The organism is Roseibium sp. (assembly GCF_051016195.1).
Taxonomy (GTDB): domain Bacteria; phylum Pseudomonadota; class Alphaproteobacteria; order Rhizobiales; family Stappiaceae; genus Roseibium.
Window position 1 is genome coordinate 3,302,893 of the sequence record NZ_CP134616.1, and the last position, 23,238, is coordinate 3,326,130.

Annotated in this window: 18 protein-coding genes; 4 read left to right on the forward strand and 14 right to left on the reverse strand. The window is 59.3% G+C overall.

Translation table 11 applies throughout. From position 1 onward, the window contains the following. Positions 1-50: 50 nt before the first annotated feature. Positions 51-905, reverse strand: a complete 855-nt coding sequence (locus tag RDA78_RS15050) for a cold-shock protein (protein WP_434050642.1) — start codon at positions 903-905, stop codon at positions 51-53. A 213-nt stretch (positions 906-1,118) separates the two neighbouring features. After that, positions 1,119-2,216 (reverse strand): DUF1176 domain-containing protein, encoded by a 1,098-nt coding sequence (locus RDA78_RS15055; protein WP_434050643.1) that lies wholly within the window; start codon positions 2,214-2,216, stop codon positions 1,119-1,121. A gap of 194 nt (positions 2,217-2,410) precedes the next feature. Between RDA78_RS15055 and RDA78_RS15060 the strand changes: the two genes are divergently transcribed. Then, entirely contained in the window at positions 2,411-3,058 is a 648-nt protein-coding gene (locus RDA78_RS15060) for an MBL fold metallo-hydrolase (RefSeq protein ID WP_434056150.1), read from the forward strand. Between the two features lie 53 nt (positions 3,059-3,111). Here the strand turns inward: RDA78_RS15060 and RDA78_RS15065 are convergent, their stop codons facing one another. The 4 genes from RDA78_RS15065 to RDA78_RS15080 all read right to left on the reverse strand — a co-directional run bounded on the left by RDA78_RS15065 (position 3,112) and on the right by RDA78_RS15080 (position 6,698). Then, positions 3,112-4,053: a DUF1402 family protein gene (locus RDA78_RS15065; protein ID WP_434056151.1), complete on the reverse strand. Its 942-nt coding sequence runs from the start codon at positions 4,051-4,053 to the stop codon at positions 3,112-3,114. Positions 4,054-4,364: 311 nt separating this feature from the next. Further along, positions 4,365-4,709 (reverse strand): DUF6665 family protein, encoded by a 345-nt coding sequence (locus RDA78_RS15070; RefSeq protein WP_434050644.1) that lies wholly within the window; start codon positions 4,707-4,709, stop codon positions 4,365-4,367. Between the two features lie 56 nt (positions 4,710-4,765). After that, positions 4,766-6,106 (reverse strand): MFS transporter, encoded by a 1,341-nt coding sequence (locus tag RDA78_RS15075; protein WP_434050645.1) that lies wholly within the window; start codon positions 6,104-6,106, stop codon positions 4,766-4,768. A 28-nt stretch (positions 6,107-6,134) separates the two neighbouring features. Then, a complete protein-coding gene (locus tag RDA78_RS15080; protein ID WP_434050646.1) occupies positions 6,135-6,698 on the reverse strand; it encodes a chalcone isomerase family protein in 564 nt (187 codons plus the stop codon). Positions 6,699-7,130: 432 nt separating this feature from the next. Here RDA78_RS15080 and clpS point away from each other — a divergent pair, with 432 nt between their 5' ends. After that, on the forward strand, positions 7,131-7,433 hold the full coding sequence (gene clpS / locus RDA78_RS15085) for an ATP-dependent Clp protease adapter ClpS (protein WP_434050647.1): 303 nt from the start codon (positions 7,131-7,133) through the stop codon (positions 7,431-7,433). Between the two features lie 27 nt (positions 7,434-7,460). Here the strand turns inward: clpS and RDA78_RS15090 are convergent, their stop codons facing one another. Both RDA78_RS15090 and RDA78_RS15095 read right to left on the reverse strand, forming a co-directional pair. Further along, a complete protein-coding gene (locus RDA78_RS15090) occupies positions 7,461-9,632 on the reverse strand; it encodes a cation:dicarboxylate symporter family transporter (RefSeq protein ID WP_434050648.1) in 2,172 nt (723 codons plus the stop codon). 172 nt (positions 9,633-9,804) lie between these two features. Next, positions 9,805-11,304: a hypothetical protein gene (locus RDA78_RS15095; RefSeq protein ID WP_434050649.1), complete on the reverse strand. Its 1,500-nt coding sequence runs from the start codon at positions 11,302-11,304 to the stop codon at positions 9,805-9,807. 470 nt (positions 11,305-11,774) lie between these two features. Between RDA78_RS15095 and RDA78_RS15100 the strand changes: the two genes are divergently transcribed. Continuing rightward, positions 11,775-12,062, forward strand: a complete 288-nt coding sequence (locus RDA78_RS15100; protein WP_434050650.1) for a GIY-YIG nuclease family protein — start codon at positions 11,775-11,777, stop codon at positions 12,060-12,062. Positions 12,063-12,248: 186 nt separating this feature from the next. Here the strand turns inward: RDA78_RS15100 and RDA78_RS15105 are convergent, their stop codons facing one another. Together RDA78_RS15105 and RDA78_RS15110 are read right to left on the reverse strand one after the other, a co-directional pair. Next, positions 12,249-13,241, reverse strand: coding sequence for an agmatine deiminase family protein (locus tag RDA78_RS15105; RefSeq protein WP_434050651.1), 993 nt, complete (start codon positions 13,239-13,241; stop codon positions 12,249-12,251). Between the two features lie 30 nt (positions 13,242-13,271). Next, entirely contained in the window at positions 13,272-14,444 is a 1,173-nt protein-coding gene (locus RDA78_RS15110) for a DUF1176 domain-containing protein (protein ID WP_434050652.1), read from the reverse strand. Between the two features lie 181 nt (positions 14,445-14,625). On the opposite strand from RDA78_RS15110, the gene RDA78_RS15115 reads away from it, so the two are divergent. Continuing rightward, on the forward strand, positions 14,626-15,936 hold the full coding sequence (locus tag RDA78_RS15115; RefSeq protein ID WP_434050653.1) for an adenylate/guanylate cyclase domain-containing protein: 1,311 nt from the start codon (positions 14,626-14,628) through the stop codon (positions 15,934-15,936). Between the two features lie 416 nt (positions 15,937-16,352). Here RDA78_RS15115 and RDA78_RS15120 read toward each other — a convergent pair whose 3' ends face one another. From RDA78_RS15120 to RDA78_RS15135, 4 genes are all read right to left on the reverse strand, one after another. After that, positions 16,353-16,640, reverse strand: a complete 288-nt coding sequence (locus tag RDA78_RS15120; RefSeq protein ID WP_434050654.1) for a GIY-YIG nuclease family protein — start codon at positions 16,638-16,640, stop codon at positions 16,353-16,355. 254 nt (positions 16,641-16,894) lie between these two features. Continuing rightward, positions 16,895-20,041 carry an excinuclease ABC subunit UvrB gene (uvrB, locus tag RDA78_RS15125; RefSeq protein ID WP_434050655.1) on the reverse strand — a complete coding sequence of 1,049 codons (3,147 nt, stop codon included), beginning with the start codon at positions 20,039-20,041 and terminating at the stop codon, positions 16,895-16,897. A 109-nt stretch (positions 20,042-20,150) separates the two neighbouring features. After that, complete coding sequence (locus RDA78_RS15130) at positions 20,151-21,749, reverse strand: D-Ala-D-Ala carboxypeptidase family metallohydrolase (RefSeq protein ID WP_434050656.1); 1,599 nt, start codon at positions 21,747-21,749, stop codon at positions 20,151-20,153. A 38-nt stretch (positions 21,750-21,787) separates the two neighbouring features. Beyond that, a complete protein-coding gene (locus tag RDA78_RS15135) occupies positions 21,788-22,726 on the reverse strand; it encodes a hypothetical protein (protein WP_434050657.1) in 939 nt (312 codons plus the stop codon). Positions 22,727-23,238 lie beyond the last annotated feature (512 nt).

Here is a 23,238-nt window from a genome sequence, read left to right on the forward strand (position 1 = left end):
CAGCCAAGCTGCGCTCGATCATGTCGGTTATACCGTTGCCACCTGCGGGCCTATTCTTCTTCGTGCGGTCCTGCCTCGGGCGCAGCGTCTTCGGCATCTCCTGCTTCTGCGCCTTCTTCGATCACCTGCAGATTGACCGCTTTCGGACCTTTGCCGCGGCGATCCGGTTCGGTCTCGAACGAGATGCGCTGACCGCTGTCCAGTGAAGCAAGCCCCGAGCGTTCTACAGCCGAGATATGCACGAATACATCCGCTTCGCCTTCATCGGGGGTGATGAAGCCGAAACCCTTGTCCGTCTTGAAAAATTTCACGGTTCCGCGCTGGCGTGGGCCGCGTTCCACGGGCGGTCCGTCGCGCCGAGGAGGGCGTCCCTGACGGAACCCGTCACCATCTCCGCCGCCATAACCGCCACGGCCGCCACCGCCACCGTAGCCGCCATCACGTCCGCCGCCGCCACCGTAGCCGCCATCACGTCCGCCGCCGCCGCCGTAGCCACCACGTCCGCCACCGCCACCATAGCCGCCGTCACGTCCGCCGCCGCCACCGTAGCCGCCGTCGCGTCCGCCGCCGCCACCGTACCCGCCGTCGCGTCCGCCGCCGCCGTAGCCGCCGCCGTCACGTCCGCCGCCGCCGTAACCACCGCCGTCACGTCCGCCATAACCGCCGCGGCCGCCACCGCCGCCGTCCCGGCCGCCACCATAGCCGCCGTCCCTGTTGTCGTCGCGGCCGTAGCCGCCACCAAGATCATTGTCGCGTCCGCCACGGTAGCCGCCATCCCGGCCACCGCCAAAACCGCCGCCGTAGTTGCCGCCGCCAAAATCGCTGCCGAAGTCCTGCGGACCGCCAAACTCGCGCTTGCCGCCGCGTCGACCACGCGAACGCCGGTCCGAATCGCCATCGTGCATTACTGAATCACCTTAATTTCCGTGCCCCTCCGGCACATGCCAGCCTATTTCACCCGCCTTCACAGTCGAGTCACTTCACTGGACGCACCTAGTGCGTCTTTCCAACATTCTGGGATCGGGCTGAAACAAGTTTGCCACATCCCTCACCAGCCGCTGCGGCACCATCATAAGGGCGTGAGGCATGAAATCGCAAGAAATTCCTTGGTCGGCGGCCTAATCGGAGGCGTTTTTTAGAGGCCAGGTGCTTGACCAGTTGGACAAGTCAGGTTCCGTACCGTCACATGTCTTTCTCGTCGCCTCTTCCATCAAAACAAGTCCGGTGCCGTTCCAGAACCATCGGTTCCAGAGACCGCATTCTCCAACGCCGGACCCTTTGAAATAGCTGACAAGCTGCTGATCGGCCGGTATCCACCGTGCGTTGTAGATCAGGTCGGAGGCGATCGGACCTTTTTCCGACATGCGGGCGACATGTATCTGACGGGCCGCGCCATCCTTGCCGGAAAGGACGGCGACATAGGGGCTGTTGTAGGGCGTGGGCGCGCCGCACGGGACAATGTAAAGGGACGCATTTTCTGCAAGCGGTACCCGAACGGCATTCAGGCTGGCGAAAATCGCGGGATCGATGGCAGAGCAAAGCCGGTTGGCCGACCAGATCGCAGCCACTTCGGGCGGCAGCTGATCGGCGCTCAAAATCGGCAGGGCGTGCGGTGCGTCCTTGGCAGGATTGGTGCCGGGCGAGACAATAGCGGCTTCCGTGCCGGTGCGATCCTGTCTGTTGTCGAGCCAAAGCAGGCTTGATTTCAGGCCCTGAAGCGGTATCGGCACGGATATCGGATCCGCGTTGTCGCCTGCCGGCATGCGCACCGTCAGGACCTTTCCTTTCTGCATCGCGTCCAGGAGTGTAATTGATGCAGGGCCGGCCGGATACCAGAAGCCGTCTCCGCCCAACGGGCGAAACCCGGTCGGGGGCGTGATCGCCGACTGCATTTCGCGCAGTTGCTCAATCGGCAATTCCTCGATTGTCGTTCCGTCGACGTCGAAGAGAAGCGTTCCTTCCTGCGGCAGCTCCGTGTTGGTCGTCAGCCGAACCAGCGGCTGCGCCTCTGCCTGCCAGTCCCGTACGATCCTGACATCCACCCAGACGGACTGGCTGCGTGTGAATGCTGACGCAAAGCATGCTCCGGTGTTGCCGCAATCCACCGTCCATTCCTCGAAGCTGGGCGCGGTCCGGCCGGGCTGCGCCGAGCTTGCACCGGCACTTAGAATGGCAAGTGCCGCAATCGTCAGGAAAGTTTGCAATCTTCGCGTCATTCTATCCGGTTACCCGATTTTGATTGCCATCTTCTCAGAGGCTTTTACATCTTGTACGAAATGCAGGCCGCAAGGTGAAGCCGATAAGGTGGATTAAGTCGGCACGGGCTCCGATTGTCCCGCATTTGTTGCCGTGTCGTGCAAGGTTGTTTCAAAAGGAGACAGGTGTGTCGGAAGAAAACAATAACAGTGACATGGACGACATGCCGCCGATCCAGGTGATGGTCGTCCCGGTAACGCCCTTCCAGCAGAACTGTACCATCATCTGGGATCCGCAGAGCATGCGCGGAACAGTTGTCGATCCGGGCGGTGACGTCGAACATATCCAGGAAGCGATCCGCAAGCATGACGTGAATGTGGAGAAGATCGTCCTCACACACGGCCATATCGATCATATCGGCGGCGCCGCCGACCTGGCAGCGGCTCTGGGTGTTCCGGTTGAAGGCCCGCACGCGGCGGACAAGCCGCTCATAGAAGGCGTTGCGGATCAGGCCGCGCATTTTGGCGTCCCTGAAGCCAAACCCGTCTCACCGGACCGCTGGATGGAAGATGGCGAGGAGGTCGAGATCGCCGGCCGCATGTTCGAAGTGCTGCACTGTCCCGGACATTCTCCGGGTCATCTTGTTTTCTTCGACAAGGAATTGCGCTTCGCGATCTCGGGCGATGTTCTGTTCGCGGGCTCCATTGGCAGAACGGACCTGCCGCTTGCCGATCACGCAACCCTGATCAAGTCAATCCACGAGAAACTGCTCCCGCTCGGCGACGATGTTTCCTTCCTGCCCGGTCACGGTCAGGCCTCGACACTCGGCCATGAACGGCAGACGAACCCGTTTCTGACCTGAAGCGGTCCGTTAACCGGGTTGTTTTCGACAGAGACGGATGAAGACTGACGGGCTCAGAGAAGTGCGCGCAGATCGTCGATCCGGTCGTTGACCAGCCAGCCGTAGTAGTTCTCGCGCGGCCAGGACCGTCCGGTGCGGCGGAACTTGGCGGCGCGGCTCCAGGGGTCACCCAGATTGTAGAGGGTTGCTGTCAGGCCCGGGTTCTTGGAAATGTCCACCTTGCCGACAGATTTGTAGGCTGCGATCGAATCCTGGATGATCGCGGCCATGTAGTGCAGCGAGATGTTCGGATCCATCGTCGCCTTGTAGACGGCATCGGAATTGGATGCCTTGAGCTTGCGGAAATTGCTCTGGCGAGACACGCGGTCGGTCATCTTGAGAACGGTCAGCGGGCTGAGCTGGCCGAGCCCGAAGCTCTGGCCGGCATAGAGCGGCTGGAAAAAAGCCTCGTTGAAGTTCTTCTTCGGATAGCGCACGCCGTCAACGCGTTTGCCCCTGAACTTGCTGTTCCAGACATTTTCGTAACAGGACCAGCGACGGTCACTGCTTTTCTGGATGTGTTCCTTGCTGCAACGCTCGAACTGGGGCCGCTCGACGAAGGTATCGACGTGTTCGCCGTTGAGCTCGAAGTCGAAATTGATGCCGGCATAAGCGAGCGCCTTGACATAGTAGGATTGGGCGCTGTCGAGCGTGTCGTAATTGTACGTGTGCTCACCGACGATTGCGCCGATGATATGTATCGGATCGATGTTGTACTTGCGTGCGACGCGCTTGATCGATCCCATCAGACGCCGGTCGCGTTTCAGAACGGCCAGTACCTTGTCGAACTTGGCATCGTAGCTGGATTTTGCAGAGGAAGTGCGGCGCGCGGATGCATAAGGGATCTTCGGCTGGTTCTTGTAGCGGTTACCCTCGGGAACCGTGCGCACGGACTGGGCCTGGGCGGACTGTATCAAACTCAAGGTCGGCGGCACCGGACTGAGCAACAGGCCCAGAGCGAGAAAGCCGGTCAATAAATTCGGAAAAACGCTCAAGGGGCCAGTCTTTCTGCACATATTAATCGCTCTGCGCTTGGCATTCTTGTTAAATCGTGTGCCGGGCCAATATCCCCCGCACCAGTCAATCTGCATGAATTTACATAGTTCAAACTATGCGCCGGTAAATAACACACATATCGATAACCACCCGTAAAAAACATTGCTATGGCGCAGATGCAACATCTTCCTGTCGTAACGGCATTCCAATCAACAAAGAAGTGATCGCCGTCACGCGCAAGCTTTCGCGGTGCAACGGGTATTTCTTACCGTCAAATACGTTTTTTCATAATACTTGCTGGGCCCATGGAAAGCCGGACCGATTTCGGTACATTCAAATGATCGTTGAACTCCCGGTGACGCCGCAGGCCGCACAGTTCCCGCTGGATCGTGACGTGCCAGAGGGCTTCGCCTGCCTGGGCTAGCCGCTCGCGTCTCAGATCTTCGGTTGCGTCCGGGGCGTTGTCGGCTTCGCTCAACAGAACCAGCGCTTTCTCAAGCTTCTTGATCAGACGGTTGAGTGTCGATGCCTTTTCACTGAAAATTTCCTGTTCCAGTGCAGCCGCCAACGGATCCTTGTCCGCGGCATTTGTGAACTGAGGCGGTCGAACTGACAACATGGGTTCCCAAAATCGTCCGGAACGTGCTGGACTTTGTTCTTTGGCGCTGCGGGTCAGGCTGATCGCCGGGCCTTCAGATCGTTTTCAAAAAACAGCAAGCCACCGAGCGCCGCCAGTTTGAAGACACACGGCAAGCCAGCGTAGGTCACGCTTAGCACGAAATTCAACTGGGGTGTCATCGCAATGTTCGGATGATACCCGAACAATCCGAGCATCGGCAGCGCGAGCCCCGTTGCAACCGCGAGCGCGGATTTGGAGAGAAACGCCATGACCGAAAAAAGGCGCGAGGCTTGCTGCTGTTTTCCATCCGCCTCGATGTGATCGGCGAGGATGGCAGGGGGCAAAGCGAGATCCGCGCCAAGCGCAAGTCCCGAGAGGGCGCATACCATGGCGTAAGCCGCAAGGTCTCCCTGCTGGAGGAGCGCGGCCCAGCAGAATGTGAATATCGCCGCCGCGAGGGAAAACTGCCACGCGCGCAACTTGCCGAACTTGCGCGCCGCCGCGGTCCAGATAGGCATCGATAGCGCCCCGGACAGGAAGTAGGTCAGAAGGAAGAGCCCGGTATAGGTTTCCGCACCGAGACGGTCGCGAATGAAGAAAAGAACAAGCACTGCCGGAATGGCGCTCGCGAACGTGTTCAGGAAAACAAGACCGAAGAAGATCGCCCGCCAGCGATTTTTCATCAGGGAAAACCAGCTTTCCTGTTTGCCGCGTCCGGCGGGCAGGTCGAGCGATGTCGCATGCATCCAGCGCACCAGGAGCCAGAGCGCGACGCAGAGCAGCGGCAGATACCCGAGTGACAGCCAGTGAAAGGCTTGATATGGGCCGACGATCTGGGTGAGAACGGGCGGCGTGACGGCTGCGACGAGAAGCCCAACGAGACCGATGGCCTCTCTGCTCGCTGTCACACGGGTCCGCTGCGCCGAGGTCGTATGCCATAGTCCGCCGAGCGCCTGAAAGTTGATTGAGACGATCGAAAACCCTGTCGTGCAGATGAAGACCGACACGGCAAACCAGAGTACGGGAAAGCCTGCGGCAGGGTGAAACAACATCCAGAAACCGATGCCCAGCAACACCGCGCCGAGTGCCAGAATGTATGTTCGGGCGTTGTGGAACCTGTCGCTGAGATCACCAATGACGGGATCCTGGATCGCATCCACGAGCCTGAGCGCGAGCAGGACGGAACCGAGCGTTGCCAGAGGCAATTGCATCGTCACGGCGTAAAAATCCGGGGCGTGCAGATAGATCGGCAATCCGACAAAGGCCAGCGGAAAAGCCATGGTGCCATAAGCGGCGAGGCTTTTGACACTCAGGGGTGAAAGCGACTTTTCCGCGGCGTTTGGAATGCCATCGTCGAGGCGGTCCGAAGGCGCGTGTCTTTCGTCAACGGACATTACGATTTAGGTCCTGCTTATCAGGATTTCACGAGCCGGCCCCGACCAGCCGTGCACGCAGCTGCGGGTTGCGTGTCTTATTGCCGAGCCAGATGGAAAAAAACTTCTTCGTGAACGCGGGATCGCTGATCGTGCCGAGCTTGCGTCCGTCAAGGTAGAATAGAGTGCTGCCGTTGGCGGTTCTCACTCCGGTGATGGCCTGTCCTGCGGCAACATTCGGAAAAATTGCCGTCATCTGCTTTTCCCAGGACGCCAATTGCGCTGCGGACACACCGCCCTGGCGTTTTATTTCCTTCACGGAGCTTTCCGTGATCGTCTTGCCCTTGAAATTACGCAGATATTTCAGTTTGAGGGCGAAAGGGCCGGACGCGCTGTAGACACCGTTCGGCGCGTAGAGTTCGGCGTCAAACACCTTGAAACCGAGATAGGTCATGCGCCCCTTGCCGACGAGCTCGGCGGAGGGAACGGTTCGGGCAGCCGGACCCACGTCCGCTGCGGCTGGCGCCGCCACCATGCCGGCAAAAGCCATGAACAGGCAGAAAACAGAAAGAACGGGCCAGTTCGAGCCGGCCGACATTATGCGCGAAATCATGGAACAACCCTCCGGGTAGTTTCAGCACTTACCACGGCCTGCATACGCAGCCGAACGATGGACGGATTTCTGTTTCTTGCCGTAAAGTCGAATAACGTTGGAACGCACGCATTGGTGAGGGAAACCAGCCAGCGCCTAACGGAAATCCGCAACGGGCATGTTTCCTTTGATGGTGCGATGCATTATAATCTGTTCGAGACATCACGAAGTCAGAAGCCGGCGCCATTGATGGTCCCGGCCGCATATTTGTGATCGAACCCGCCGGGAGAGACCCGGCTCAGCTTCTAAGGTAGTCGGTGACTTGTTTCCGCTGTTCGGAAAAAGGCGCCAATTCTGTTTTCAGATGGTCGGCCGGAAGGGCCGGGCGCCTGAAGATCAGCAAATTTGATGACGCTCCGGTCGGCTGTCGGGGCGAGAGTTTGGACCAGTGTTATGAGCGATTCCGACCTGAAACCGAAATTGAAGCAGAAGACCAAGGCTCAGAAACCGAAGCTCTACAAGGTCATTCTCCTCAATGATGACTTCACGCCGCGTGAGTTCGTGGTGCTGATCCTGAAGGCCGAGTTCCGCCTCGATGTTTCCCAGGCCGAAGTCGTCATGATGACGGCGCACCAGAAAGGGGCCTGTGTCGTGTCCGTCTACCCGAAGGATGTCGCCGAGACCAAGGCAACACGGGCGATCGATGCGGCAAGCCAGTTGGGATACCCACTGCAATTTACCGTCGAGCCGGAATGAGCCTGTCTCAGAACCTGACACATCCGACTAATCGGTCGTAACCGTATTTACCGGGCTTATCCAGCGCCGGTGCATGTCCTGAATGACACCTGCCTTGCGCGACAGATCCATCCAGTAGTCGAAATAGGCTGCCAGACCAGGAGAGGATGGCGGCATCAGGTAGGCGAACAGAAAACGACTTGCCGTGTTTTCCGGAACAACTGCCGAATACCCTTCGAGCGATATGGCAAGGGCGCGGGCCTGCTCGCGGGTCCACAGGGCGGCATCAACGCCCTCAAGGTCTTGCAGCTTGCTGTAATCCGGCAGCACGCGCAGTTTTGCCGACGGAAAAGTTCTTCTGGCAAGCGGTATCAGGACCGGATCGTCGAAGACGGCGATCGTTAGATCCTTGTTCTGAGAAATCACAGATTTTGATTTGAACTCATCCACGCGATCGCTTTTGACGATCAGAGCGAGCGGACTTTCGAAATAGGGTTCACTGACCGTGAGCGTGTTGAGGCGTTCGTCGGTGATATAAAGACCTCCAACCGCAATATCGAATTTCTGCTGCTTGAGATCGTTCGCAAGATTTTGCCAGTCATAGGGTACGAATTCCAGACGGACATTCATGCTCTGCGCGAACCGGTACATCAATTCGACATCGTAGCCGACCAGCCTGCCGTCGTTGTTCCGGTAGGCAAACGGCATGACATTGGGATTGATGCCCACGCGCAGAACGCTTGTTGTCTCGATCCGGTCGATCGTGTTGCGTGCTGAAAGCTCATTTGTTTGCGGTGCTGACGTTTCCGATGAGGTGTCGACACCCGCAGCCGGTTCAGCGGCCGCAAGACGGTTTGCGTCGCTCAGTTCCTGAACGTAGTCGGGAAGGCCGGCGGCCTTGTAGCTGACTTCCGAATGCAGCGGGACGTGGGTGCCGCCGAGACTGCCGATGGCCCATATCCCGGAGAAGGCCGCACCGGAAACGGTCAACGTGACGACAAGCGCGCGCGGATTGAACCGGACCTTACCGTGAAAGAGGAACGTGATGGCCGTCGCGACAAAGGCGAACGCGGACACGGAGGTTATCACCTGACCGTACCTGGTGATGGCCATCGTCTCCACGTAAAGGTCCGTGCTTCCGGCCGGCAGGCCAAGCCATTCCGCCATGAAGGTCACGGCGCCGATGGAGGACGTCGGCGAGCCGATGCTGGAAATCAGCGTGACGAAGGGCAATTCGAGGAGCTGCTGTCTTTCGATGGGCAGGTAATAATAGTAGGCAGCGTAGACAAGAAAGACGAGAATGAAAAAGTTCCCGATCTGCGCCAGCGGGTAGCTGACGGACAGCGTCGTTTCGATGATTTCCTTCTGTTGCTGTTCCTCGCCTTCATTCTCGTTCAGTTTTTGCGCCAGTTTCTGGGTGGCCTGCTGGATCAGCGGCAGCGATGCCACCGACAAGGACGTGACAACGGCGACCATGAAGGCGTCGCGCAGACCGGACAGGATTTCGCGATAGGTGAGCGGCAGAAACACGGTCAACAGCATCGGGAAGACCCACAAGGCGAGCACCAGCGAGCTCAGCATCACGACTGCGATGTAAATCGACAGGGCGGCAAAGCCGGTCAGGCTGACGGAACTGATGGACTCAGCGAACAGCGCGCACACACCCACCGGTGCCAGGTAGACAATCCAGCCCCATATGCGCACGCAGGCGTTCCGGATGATCGTGAGGATGTCAAGCAGTGGTGTCGGCTTGACGCTGTGCTGGATCGCGATGCCGAAAATCACGCCCATCAGCACGACCGAGGGGATGTAGTTCTGGCTGAGGGCCTCGAAAAAGTTGTCCGGTATCAGCAGTTCGACGAGCGAGACCGCAGAGCCCTTCTCGTCCGGCAGGCTTGCTGAAAAATCGACAACCGTGGCCTTGCCGACCAACGGAACCGTCGATGCCGCCACGATCAGAAATGCAAAAGTGACGCCCCAGAGAAGCAGATAGACTGGCCAGCTCTTTCGAAAAAGCGTGAGCGCCGTCGCGGGGGACAAACGGCCCAGGCCGAGAAGCAGGGAAGAAATCAGATAAGGAAGCACCACCACTTCCATCAGGCGGATATAGGCATCGCCGAATGGCTGCAGGAATGCCGTCAGCGCCGGGCTCAAGGAGCCGATCGTAATCCCGAGTGCGCTACCGATCAGAACGAGGAGAGGCAGCAGCTTGCTATTCACAAAAAGCGCTCCTCACCCAGGATGGCTTGACGGCGTTTCGCGCAGGTCATCTCGAACGCGCTCTTGAAGGGAAGAGTGCACCCGAGTGTTTCCTGTCTATGATCTTGCAGGAAAATCAACCGAACGAAAAGTGGGCAGACCGTTCCAGCCGGTCTGCCAGCCAGCGGGTCAATCAATCGCGCAGTTTGACGATCTTGTCGTCGCCGCCGCCCGGGGCGTCGTCGTCCGGACTGTCCGTCTCCGCCGTCTCGGTTTCGTCGAAGTCGAAGTCGATCTCGACCGTCTCCGTCTCCGGCTCAAGCGGTTCGGTGATCCCCAGATCTGCGGCAGGATCATAGCTCTCCGTCAGGCCGAGTTCTTCGGCTGGCCCCTTGCCTTCCATGGCCATCTGGTAGTTCGCGATCACGGATTTCAGCTGGACGATCTGCTCGTTGGCCGTGTCCACCTGGATCTTGTAGCGCTGCAGCCGCTTGTTCTCGTCCACCAGATCTTCCAGGTTGTCAGCGAATTTCTGGTTCTGGCTGCGCTGGTGGTTCAGGTCGGTGAGCGCCGAATTGTAGCGCAGGTTGACTTCCCGCAGCTTGGCCGACGTTGCCATCAGCTCGTTGCGGTCTTTCTCGTGGTTTTTCTGCGCGCTGTCGAGAAGATGCTCAACCTCCTGCATCCGCTTCAGGATATCGCGTCCGCGCTCCTTCAGGGCGGAGTTCTCGCGGGCCATTTCCTGGAGTGACTGCGCACCGACGCGGCGCTGGGACGACAGGTTCTCGATTTCCGCGTTCAGCGCATAGACTTCGTTGTCATGCTTGCGCTGCTCCTCCTCCAGGCGCGTCTTCGCATAGACTAGTTCCTGGTTGGCGACATCCAGATGAGATTTCAGGTCGATGTTGTCGTTCCGGAATTCGATCAGTTCGCGCTTGGCGGCTTCCAGCTCGCTGGTCGCCTGGTTGTTCTTGCGGATCTCGTCCTCCAGAAGCTTTGCGCTTTCGGCAAGGTTCTGCTGGAGTTCCTTTTCCCGGTGCTTGACGGCTTCCAGGTCTTCCTTGAGGCTGTCGGCGTGACGCTCAAGCGTCTCGTGTTTCGCAAGCAGGTCGTTGTATTTGCCGCCGATGTCGGAAATCTCGGCATTCACCTCCACCAGCTTCGCGCTTTGCAGGCGGTATTCCTCGTTGATCTTCTTGTTGTTGTCGCGGATCGACACGATGTCGTTGCGGGCGGTCTCGAGCGCCGTGCGCGTTTCGGTGGCGCGCTTGCGTAGGGAATGCACTTCCGCCTGGGCGTCTTCAAGCTGGGTCGTCAGCGCCCGTACCTTGTGTTCGGCGTCCAGGAGATCGGTCGAGATCTTGGCGTTTTCGGATTTCAGCCGGACTTCGGTCTCCACGCTGTGCCGGGACGCTTCGATGTATTCCGACATCATTCGGATGCTGGTCTGGCTTTCGGAGGCGAAGGCCGCCATCTGGTCGAACATCTGGTTGAGCCCGCCGACACGCGACTTCAGGCCGTCCAGATGGTTCATCTTTTCCTGCATCTTGAGCGCGAAGGGAGACAGCTTTTCCACGTTGCCGGTCTGTTCGGGCGTGTCCGATGTCTCTGGTGTGACCGTTGCCTCATTCTGGCTCTCGGCCCGCTGCTCCTGCACGCTGCCCGGGCGCGGGGACTTCGAGAAAATGCCCATTCCTGTCTCCTGAATTTCCCGCCGGTGCCGCTTCGGCGGAATCTACGCACTCTTTACTCTTTCTTAACTCATGTGTCGTGGGCGTTTCAACGACTCAGACGATTTGACAAACAGAATATATCTGCAAGCGGAACCCCAAAAAGCAAAATGTCTCCGGCAACCGGCGGGGTTTAAACCTATGGTTAAAAATTCACCACTGCCGGGTTGTGTCATCGTCGAAGGGGCACTGCAAGAATTGCTGATGCAGATGACGATGAACCCTGGTTTGAGGCGGGTTTTCTGAGGTCTGCCTATTGGGTTTTGTCTTCGCTTTCGCTCAGGCTGAACTCTGGATTCCGGATCTGGCCCTGCAGCTGCGCTGCAGACCGTCCGGAATGACGAAGACCGAAAGACCGTCACTCCAAACCTATTTTTGCCGAAGGCAGTCAAATCCCCTTGAATGAGAGGGAAATGCTCGTAAAAGTAGCAATATGACTGCATACGACTACATTCTCGCTTCTGGTCGAAACGGCACTCTTTATCTGGGCGTCACTACAAATCTCGGCCGGAGACTCTACGAGCACCAGAACGGCTTGCTAGGTGGCTTCTCCAAGCGGTATGGCGTTACGCGGCTGGTTTATGTCGAAGAGCACCCAAGAGTGGACGACGCGATTATGCGCGAAAAGCAGCTCAAGGGCTGGCGGCGGGCCTGGAAGATCGAACTCATCGAGGCAAGCAATCCGGAATGGAGCGACTTGAGCGAGGGTGGTGTTTTCTGAGGCTCGCCTATCAGGATTGGTCTTCGCTGTCGCTCAGGCTGATATCTGGATTCCGGATCTTCGCGCAGTGGGACTGCGCTTGTCTGGAATGACGAACGAACGACAGCCACCGTCATTCCAGACAAGTGCAGCTGTGCTGCACGCTGATCTGGAATCCAGATGTAATCCTGCCAAAGGCAGTCCTTTTCAGAATTCCGGCTGATCGTTGGTGACGCAGTGAATGCCGCCGCCGCCGTCGGCGATCGACCAGGCGTCGACAAGGTAGACTTCGCGGCCGGGGAAATAGCGCCGGAGGTGCTGGCGGAGCGTGGCGTCAAGGTCCGCGTCAAGCTCGCTCATGGCAACGATGTAGCCGTCGCCGACCAGCCAGTTCACGTCGCCGGAATACCATTCGACATTGAAACCGAGGGTTTGGAGATCCTCGGCGAGCCGTATTTCGGTGTCCTCGCCGGTATCGGCAAGCGCGACCGTGGTCGGATTGATGAAGCGCGCGGAACCATCGATATGTCCGGTGGTGATGTCGTCGGGGTGATGGCCGTAGGACCAGATGATCTCGGTCAGGCCGAGGGCCTCTTTGAGGATCTGCTCATGCTCGGCTTTGCTGAGGCCCGGGTTGCGCTGCTCCTGGCAGTCCCAGTTGAGAAGGGCGATGCCGGCGCCGTTGACTTCGAGATTGCCCTTTTCAAGGACGTAATCCGTCAGGTCCTCGACCTCCATGTCGAGCAGCGTGCCGAGACGCAACGGAACCCGATCGTCCTTGCGATAGGTCGCCCCCGTGGTGCCGTCCCAGCCCGTGAAGGCCCAGTTCTGGATGCGGAGCGTTTCGCCGTCCGTGACGTAGATCGGACCGTTGTCACGCATCCAGGCATTGTCAATTGGGATGATATGCCATGTGACGTTGGCAACGCTGACGCCGCGGTTCATCAGGAATTCGGCGGCCGCTTGCTGCTCCTTTTCCGAGTTGGCGAGCAGGTGGATGCTTTCGTGTTTCTGCACCGCCTGGATGATGTCGGCAAAGGCGGGCCGCATTTCCTTTTCGTACCGGCCGGGCCATTGCATCCAGACTGCGGCCTGTGGCTCCCACTCCGCGGGCACGCGGCGTATTTCTGCCTTACTCACGGAAGCAACCAGCAGACCAGTCAGCGCGAGTCCGTAAAGAGGCAATCTGGCTATCGGCATTGGGTTCCCGTTTCCTGGCCTGCGGTCCGGTCAATTGCCCATCTCGTCGATGGTCCAACTCAGCGGCCAGCCCTCCGCCGGGCCGGTCACGCCGTCGCAATTCGACTTTTCCAGGTAGTCTACAAGCTCGTAATCGCCGCTTTCCGCCATCATTTCATGCCGCTCGAACGTGCCGCAGTCATAGTTCGGTGAATAGTAGGTCGTGCCCGTCACCTGGCCCGTGTCCGGATCGAAAAAGAGATTGTTGACCAGCGCATGGTTGGGCTGGTTGAAGTCCGGCGGCGTTTCGAACTCCTTCCATTCGTCGAGGGACGGATTGAAGGGAATGTGGATCGCCATGAAATAAGGAACGTTGGCGTCGGCCATGGAGCAGGGCACGACCCAGGTCTCCACGTCACCCTCGGCATAGAACTGCGCGCCGTAGGCCGGCAGCGTTTCGGCCAACTGGCAGTTCAGCGTGCGGTAGCCCATCATCTGGACCGACTCCGGCAATTCATCGACCGTGTAAACAAGCCCCCGCGCGCCGGACGACAGATCCTGCGAGGGCATGACCGGAGGCGGCAGATCGTTCGCCGGCTTTGGTGGGGCAGCAGCGGTTTCCGTTTGCTTCGGCGTGGCGGCGGGTTGTGCCGGCGCCGGTGCAAGGACGACCGAGCCGTCTGCCGGCAGGCCGCCCCAGGCGACAATCGCGTCCAACCGGCCGATCCGGCCCTGTTCGGTGTCCATCGCCAGCAGCGCATGGGTCAGGCCGGACAGCTTGACCCAATAGGTGAGGGTGCCGGTTGAGCCGCCATAGTCGATCTCGATGCGGGCGTCCTCGCCAAGGCGCAGCTTTTCAATGAGATCCCGGTCGGCATCGCCGCCGAAGGTCATCTCGTTGCCGGTATATATCTTCGACGCCGTGCCGAAATAGCCGTAATTGTCTTCGTCCAGGCTCTCGATCTCGATGCGGGCGCGCATGCCGACATCCAGTGTCGTCGTGGGCCGCAGGGTGACAAATACGTCGCTTCCCGGTTTCGCGCCGCGTTCCACTTTCAGCCGAAAGGCCTCGTCGTTGGAGCTTTCGCCTTTCGTCTCTGCGATGCAGTAATTCTTGTCGTTGCAGCGGATCGACCAGTCGCCGAATGGTGTGCGGGCCAGTTCGGCTGCAGCCGGGTCGGTCAGGGTGAGCACGGCAATGGCAGTGATGCAAAGTCTTGTCACGAAATCCCCCCAAGGACCGAAGCGTGTCGTTTCAGGCGTCCTGACAGCTACCACACAATGGTGTCGAAATTCCTTAAACCGGCCGGGATCTCCGATTGAGCATGCTTCAGGGGACGACGCGTGCGCATGCCCGTCCTATATGTTGCTTTCGAACCATTTGCCGTCAAAGGATGTGCCGCTCTTGACCTCGACCGCCACCGCGCAGCCTGCCGAAGCGTCCGTGCCAGGCGAAGACCGTCTGGAACGGGCGGAGCGGCAGGGGCTGCGGCTGGCGATCATCTGCCGCACGATTGCCGTTGGCGCTGCGTTTCTGTGGGTTGGCGGAACCTGGGCTTTTACCGGCTTTTATCCCAATCCCTGGATCTTCGTCGGGCTCGGCGCGTTCACGGCGATCGGCGTCTTTCATGCAAGCGTCATCGGCACGCGCTTCGACCGCTGGTGGATGAAATACGCGATCTATCTCTTTGACGCGATCGGGATCTGCATGACCTTCGCGTTTTTCCCGATCAGCCGGAGCGGCGACGTGCCCCAGATCCTCGCCTTCCGGGCCTACGGCATCTACTACCTGTTTCCGCTGGTCGCGATGGCGACCCTGTCCTTGTCGCCGCGCCTGGTTCTGTGGACGGGCGCTGCCGTCATCGCCGGCTGGTGGGCGGCCTTCCTGATTGTTGTTTCCGGCATGGAACGCACGCTCTCCTGGGGCGATCTCACACCTGGAGCCGGGTACGATGCCTATGTCGGGGTGTTCCTGTCACCGGACTTCATCGGAAACGGCAACCGGGTGGAGGAAACCGGGTTCCTGTTCATCGCGACCGGCATCCTTGCGCTTGCCGTTGTCCGGGCCCGGCGTGTGTTCCGCGCACAGGTGACCGCGCAGGCGGAGCGGGAACAGGTCGCGGCGACGCTCGGGCGCTACGTGCCGGAGGCGGTCGCCCGCCGGCTGATCGACGACCCGGACGCGCTGACGCCTCAGGAACGGCATGCCGCGATCCTGGTGATGGACATTACCGGCTTCACCGCCTATTCCGCCGGCCGCGCACCGGGCGACGTGATCGACCACCTGAACGGGTTTCTGGCGGGCTGCGCGGAGGTGATCTCCCGTCACGATGGTGTTGTGATCCAGTTCACCGGCGACGGCCTGATGGCCTCCTTCGGCACGCCGATCGACAGCGATGCGCCGGAAGGTGCGGCGGTCACGGCAAGCCGGGGTCTTCTCGGAGAGGCCGAGGCCTCCGGCTTTTCCATCCGCATCGGCCTTGCCGCCGGGATGGTCGCATCCGGCAGCATCGGCTCCTCCAGTCGCCAGGCCTTCACGGTCTATGGTGACACCGTCAATCGGGCTGCAAGGCTGGAGGCCCACGGCAAGGTGCTTGGCAGGGCGGTGCTGATGGACGAGGCGGTGGCAGGATACGCCGGCGAAAAGCTGGAGCAGTTCGGCGGTCAGGAACTGAAGGGGCTTGCGGGCAGAGTGGACGTGTTTGCGCCCGGATGAGGGCTGCCTCACACTCCGCGCCGCGCCGGCCCTGAGCCGATGTCCGTTTGCCCTGACTGCAGGCGGTCCCGGATCAGGTCCGGGACGGCGTTGGAGAAAACGATCGTCAATCCGGACAAGCGCAGCGACGGTGCGCGCCCACGGATGTCATTCCGGACCAGTGAGGCGCAGCCGAGCGCCGATCCGGAAACCAGACTTCTTTCGCGCCAAAGGCGCGTCTTTTGCGAATTGACAGCTTGTCACTGCGTCCGGAACTCGCTGCGCTCGCGCCGACAACTGGGTTCCGGATCGGCGCGCAGCTTTGCTGCGCTTGTCCGGAATGACTTTAGCGTGTCGGTGACGCGTTCTATCAGCTCACTTCAGCCGTCATCCCCGACTTGATCGGGGATCCATTACAGCCAACCGCACATAACAGACTACCGGTTCAGATCTTCATAGAGATCGCGCCAATTGGGGTTGTGTTTTTCTATTGCCTGTATCTTCCAGGCGCGAGGCCATCGCTTCAGACGTTTTTCGCGGGCGATGGCGGTGTCCGGGGTGTCGCAGGTTTCGTAGTAAACCAGCCGGCTCACACCATATTTCCGGGTGAAGGCACTACCGGCTTTCTCCCTGTGTTCGTGGACCCGTCGCGCCGGGTCATTGGTGACACCTGTGTAAAGCGTTCCGTGCTGGCGGCTGGCGAGGATGTAGACGTAAAACGCCATAGCCTGTTGTTGCGTGGATTGGATCCCCGATCAAGCCGGGGATGACCTCTTTCTGGACCTGAGCCTCATGGTTCAAGTCCAACTAATTGTTGAATTCGGTGTTCGCTGCGCCAGCGCTGACATCTGGGTTCCGGGTCAGCGCGCAGCTTTGCTACGCGACGGTTTGGGGGGCGTTGACGCATTCTGTCAGCTCACCTCAGCAGTCATCCCCGACTTGATCGGGGATCCACTTGTTTCCAGAGCGAACGAATGGACTACCGCCCCGGACGCCCACTCTTCTTCGGCCGGCCGCGCCGCTTTTTCTCCTCCACCGGGTCCTCATACGACCCGACCCCGATCTTGCCGCGTCTGACCGGTTTGACCGGATCATCGGAGCCGAGGGGCACTTCCGTGCGGCCGACGGTCATTTCGTCCAGCGTGTTCTTGCGGACCCTGGCGCTGGGGGCGGGGAGGGCGGATTTCTGTTTGGCGGCTCGCGCACGGTCCCTTGCGGTTTCCTTTTTCTTGCCGCTGGCGCCTTCCTTGGTGCCGCCAGCGCCGAATTTGCGGTCGCCCCTGAAACCGCCGGTGCGGTCGTCGACGTCGGACTGGCGGGCCATGGCGTCGTCGGCCACCGCCAGTTCGGTTTCCTGGAGGCGCTTGATCTCGTCGCGCAGGCGCGCGGCGGTCTCGAAGTCGAGATCGGCGGCGGCGTCGCGCATCTGCTTCTCCAGGTCCTCGATATGGGCGGCGAGGTTGTGGCCGACCAGTGAGCCTTCCTCGGCAAAGCCTGCATCCACTGTGACGTGGTCCTGCTCGTAGACGCTGTCGAGAATGTCGGCGATGTTACGCTTGACGCTTTCCGGGGTGATGCCGTGCTCTTCGTTGTAGCCGACTTGCTTCTCCCGGCGGCGGTTGGTTTCCGCGATCGCCCGCTCCATGGAACCGGTCATGTTGTCGGCATAAAGGATCACCTTGCCGTCGACATTGCGGGCCGCGCGGCCGATGGTCTGGATCAGCGAGGTCTCGGACCTGAGGAAGCCTTCCTTGTCCGCGTCCAGAATGGCGACCAGCGCACACTCGGGAATGTCGAGCCCCTCGCGCAGGAGGTTGATGCCGACCAGCACGTCGAAGGCGCCGAGGCGCAGGTCGCGGATGATCTCGATCCGCTCCAGAGTGTCGATGTCGGAATGCATGTAGCGCACGCGCACGCCGTTCTCGTGGAGATATTCGGTCAGGTCCTCGGCCATGCGCTTGGTGAGCGTCGTGACCAGCGTGCGGTAGCCCTTCTGGGCGACCTCGCGTACCTCGCCGAGGAGATCGTCCACCTGGGTGGAGGCCGGGCGGATGTCGATTGTCGGATCGACAAGGCCCGTCGGGCGGATCACCTGCTCGGCGAAGACCCCGCCGGACTGTTCCATTTCCCAGGAGCCGGGGGTGGCGGAAACGGCGACCGACTGTGGCCGCATGGCGTTCCATTCCTCGAAGCGGAGTGGGCGGTTGTCCATGCAGGACGGCAGGCGGAAGCCGTATTCGGCCAGGGTTGCCTTGCGGCGGAAATCGCCCCGGTACATGGCGCCGATCTGCGGAATGGTGACGTGGCTTTCATCAGTGAAGACGATGGCGTTGTCGGGCAGGTATTCGAACAGCGTGGGGGGCGGCTCGCCCGGCTTGCGGCCGGTCAGGTAGCGCGAATAGTTCTCGATGCCCGCGCAGGAGCCGGTCGCCTCGAGCATTTCCAGGTCGAACATGGTGCGCTGCTCAAGTCGCTGCGCCTCCAGCAGGCGGCCATGGGTATTAAGTTCCTCCAGCCGGTGCTTGAGCTCTTCCTTGATCGACTTGATCGCCTGGTTCAGCGTCGGCTTCGGCGTGACATAGTGCGAGTTGGCATAGATCTTGACGCTTTTCAGCTCGCCTGACTTCCTGCCGGTGAGCGGGTCGAACTCCGTGATCGACTCGATCTCGTCACCGAAGAGGGAAATGCGCCAGGCCCGGTCCTCGTAGTGGGCCGGGAACAGCTCGATCGTGTCGCCGCGTACCCGGAACGCGCCGCGCTGGAAGGCGGCGTCGTTGCGCTTGTATTGCAGGGCGACCAGATCAGCAATGAGCTGGCGCTGGTCGATGCGTTCGCCGACCTCGATGGCGAAGGTCATCGCCGTGTAGGTCTCGACCGATCCGATACCGTAGATGCAGGAGACCGAGGCGACGATGATGACGTCATCGCGTTCCAGAAGGGCGCGGGTGGCCGAGTGGCGCATCCGGTCGATCTGCTCGTTGATCGAGCTTTCCTTCTCGATATAGGTGTCCGTGCGCGGGACATAGGCTTCCGGCTGGTAGTAGTCGTAGTAGGAGACGAAATACTCGACCGCGTTGTCCGGAAAGAAGCTCTTGAACTCGCCGTAGAGCTGGGCGGCCAGGGTCTTGTTGGGCGCAAGAACGAGGGCGGGGCGCTGGGTGCGGGAAATCACCTGCGCCATGGTGTAGGTCTTGCCCGATCCGGTGACGCCAAGCAGCACCTGGGTCTGCTCGCCGGTTTCCATGCCCTCGACCAGTTCGGCAATCGCGGTCGGCTGGTCGCCCTGGGGTTGATATTCCGATTTCAGAACGATCTCGACGCCGCCCTCGGACTTGGCAGGCCGTTCCGGACGGTGCGGCACCCATAATTCGCCGTTCTTGTGCAAGGGGTTGCCGGATTCGATCAGAGCCGAAAGGGCCTCCACGGTCGCGGTTGCGCCCTGGTTGCCGCCTAGATCACCGTATCGGCCATCCGCCGCCGATTTCTTCTTGTTGTCCTTCTTGTGCTGCTTGAGCTTTTCCTCGAGCTGTTCGGCCTCTTCTAGCGATATGTCGAGACCGGCCACAGGGTTCAGGCCGCCCGCGGCCCTTTCACGCGCACTTTCGGCTTTTCCTATGGAGGTGCCTCGAGCCGATTTCGTCGGTTTCGGCGCTTTTCCGGTTGTGGACCTGCGCGCTTCATTTTCTTTTGCGGACTTGCCGGAGGCAAGGTCCATGGCGCTGCGGTCGGCTTTCCCTATCGAGGTGCCGTGCGCGGACTTGGTCGGCCTTTCGATCTTGCCCCTGGCCTTCGCGCCCTTGGGAGACAGCTTCGCCTTGCGGCCTTCCTGAACATCTCTGGCGACCGCGCCATCTCCGCCGGCGCGCTCACGCTCGCGCGACGAGGTGCGCGCGGTGCGGCTGATGGTGCCGGGCGCGCCGGGCGCGAGATCCTTTGGCGCTGCGGGGTCCTTGATCTTCGATCTGGATTTCGGTGCCGGCTTGTCTGCCTCCTCCGCGATTTCGGCGGCCCAGTCGCTGATGGAACCGGAGAGCGGTGCGCCGGAGAGCGGCTTCTGCGGAGTTTCGCCGAACCCTTCGGGCGCGGCGGTGTCTTCGGAACGGGATTTGGAGGAACGCTTCTGCATGGCAGCAATATGGTCCCGTTCCGCGCGCGAGGAAAGGGGGGTGGACCCGGCTTCAAGCAGGTTTTCCGAACTTCCTGTCAGTCTCCTGACACAAGGGTGTCAGGAGCTTTCAGACTCCCTTGCCCTTCCAGTTGGCCGGCGTGCCGCGAACATCGACATGGACAAACGTCTTGTAGAGCCCGATGCCGCCGCCGAAGACACCATCGGACCGGAGCTTGATCAATATCTTCTGCCAATCTCTCGGTGTGCCTGTACTGCAGATTATGTCGGCGGCCTTGAACTGAACATGCTGGCTGTTTTTCGCCGCACCCTTCAGCGTTTTGTTATAGGCAGGGCTTCGGTAAACGTTGGTCAGCTTCACCGGCGCACCGATTTCGTCCCGGAACGCCTGGAGTGTTTTTGCCAGTGTAACGACATTCGGCCAGAGCTCGGCTGGTGGATCGGTGTTCAGGCCAAATCCCTTCTTGGCCGGGTTGCTGTGCGAAGCGCCTTTGACCAGAAACTCATCCCAGCGGAAATTGGTCACGTTCGGAAGATTGGCTTCGAAAAACAGCTTGAAAGCATGTCCGACCGGCGGCGGCGGTGACGGCTCGTCCTCAATCGGATTTATCTCGGAGGAACCAGATTCCTCCGTTTCGGCATCGCCTGCATCAATGCCGGTGAGGTCCTCGGCCTCAATCGCTCCGATCTCCACCAGACCGCGCATGAAGGCTGCAGCGCCGCATTGTTTAGACACAAGGTTCGGGTCAAAAACACCGTCACTGGCGTATTTGCCTTTCGTATAGAGGCTGGTGAGTGACCAGAGGTATGGCGTCGGGATGCCTTTGCTGCGATAACCGAACCCGTTATAGGCTTCCAACCGGTACAGAGCCCGCGCGAGGGACCAATCTGTCCGTTTGTGGAAGTTTTTTAACTTCATTGCATCCGTCGCACTTTCTTCCCAGGTGAACGGCGGACTGCCCGCAACAGGCCGTCCTTTCGGAACATGGACGGTGCGCGCGGTCAACTTATCGCCATTGTGCATATGCCGCTTGAAATTCCGTCCAGACTCCAAAAGGTGGATTGCAGCAATAAACCACCAAGGGACACCCAGTGCGCTGCTGACAGTTTCGTATCTGTGCTTGTCATCGGCAGCCGAACGGCACAGACCGTGGACCTCGTCCTTTGCGGACTGGCTGCGATATCGTGCGCCGACAAAGAAACTTTTGTATTCGTTCTCCAGATCTGAAAACTTGGTCGAATTGGCAGGTTCCGGGTTGGTGATGATCGGGCCGTCTATACTGCCCGATGTGGAGGTGTCCGAGGGCTTCTCTGGAGTTGGCTTAACGTCTTCTTCGTCCTTTTTGGCTGCATTTTCGGCGGTTTCACCGTTGTTTTGGTTGATAACCACAGGCGGCGGAGATGGGTCCTTTGCGGGTTCGGTGAAATCGGCCTGCAGATCTCCCATTTTGGACAGTATTTTCTCAATCTTCTTTCGAAGGCTGGATGATGATATCGCTGCTGTTGCCTTTGTCAGCTTGCTGGTGATTTTATTGAATTTCGCAGTACCGAGCCGGAAATTACGAAGCGCATTTTTGAAAGCCTCATCCTTGATGGCTGCGGCGGCCTCAAGGACACCCTGGCGTTCGGAGCCTGTTAAAGCGGGATCGGAGAGCTGCGAGACCAGTTCGGAAAATAGATTGTCAATGTCGTTGGATAGATCTGTCATGGTACGCTCCTCGACAATTTCCAGATTTAATGCAATCGCTAGAGTTGGTTGGCCTTTCTGACCTCAGACCAGAAAGCATCCGCCGCTTTTCGGATTTCGATGGCGGTGCGGATGTTGGCTCTCACATCTGCCGTAGTGGCCGTACCGTTCTTCAGTGAAAAAACCAGTTGCCGGAAACTGGCTTCTGTCTGGTCCAGCAGTTTGACATACGCGGTCAGTTGATCATGAAACGCACCGATCTTGGCGAACTCCGCCCGGGCGGCCTTGTTGCCCGTTCCGCCAGCCAATTCGACCTCGACCGCGTACTTGCCTTGGGCAGCCTTGTACAGCTTGTACATAACTACGGTGTCATCGGTCAGGGCCTGGATCATTTCCAGAACGATCTCCTCATTTTCGATCAGCGATGCCTTAGCTTGCTGAACAGATGCAATGTTTTCCAGTTGCTTCACGAGGTTGCTGAGGAGCGCCACGCTTTGACCTCCGACAATGGCTGGCAGTGGACCAGTCGTAACCTGTCCAAGGATCAGCAAATCACCGGCAACGTCGCGAAGCTCGCCAATGCGCGCCGAAAGTGCGTCACCTTGTTTGCCCTCAAGAAGATCCACTATGGCGATATTGTAGTTTGCAACGGTAGCAAGTGCATCACGGCGCGCCTTGATTGAGGGTATATCTGCAACTTTCCCGTCTTCGCGGGCAACATTCGGGTCAAAACAAACAGGTGCGGTGTTCTTGCGTACGCAATTCGATCCTGGCGGCGCCATGCCGGCCCTAATGACCGCGGCCGACAGTTCATCGTAGAGGACGTCGCCGGCTCTTTTAGCTTCCAGATAGGCTTCCCGATAACTTGTAAGTTCTTGTTGCGGGAAGCTCGCGCATGCTGCGGTGACAAGCATTAGACCAATCGCAACCCAGCCGGAAAAACCTCTCGATATTTTTGAACAGTCTGAAGTCTTGAATAATGCAAGAAAAATCTGCATGCCCCACCCCGGCTTGCGCATGGCTTGAACGGAAATGATTTGTTAACTATTCGGGTTTGTCAACGAGGTTGAGAGATGAGGCAGTGCAATTTTATATTGGTTCTTCAATCGTCTTGGTTGTGAAGGAGATTGTTTCTGTCCGTTTCCTTGAATACCGGCCGTGCCTGTCCTGCAGAACCGGGAGGCTGGACAAAAGATACCCGATGAGGCTCAAGTTTATTTTGCCGCTGCAACATCCTTCAGGAAACGGTCACTTCGACTGGTGATGGCGTCATTGCATAATGCTGCGGTATGAGACGCTTTTTCAGGCTGAAATCTAGCGGTGCGCCTCGAAGTGCAGACTGCGCGGTACCGTAGATAATGTGTGGACATTTGCTGCTGGCGCGATGTTGCGGCTGCAATCCCGTCCGTTCCTTTGATTTACAATCAAGGAAAAACGCGAATCGTCAAGTTGTTCTGGGACTCGAGGACGTTTGGCTGGCGACACGTGCTCGTTTATTGCACACAAGTCC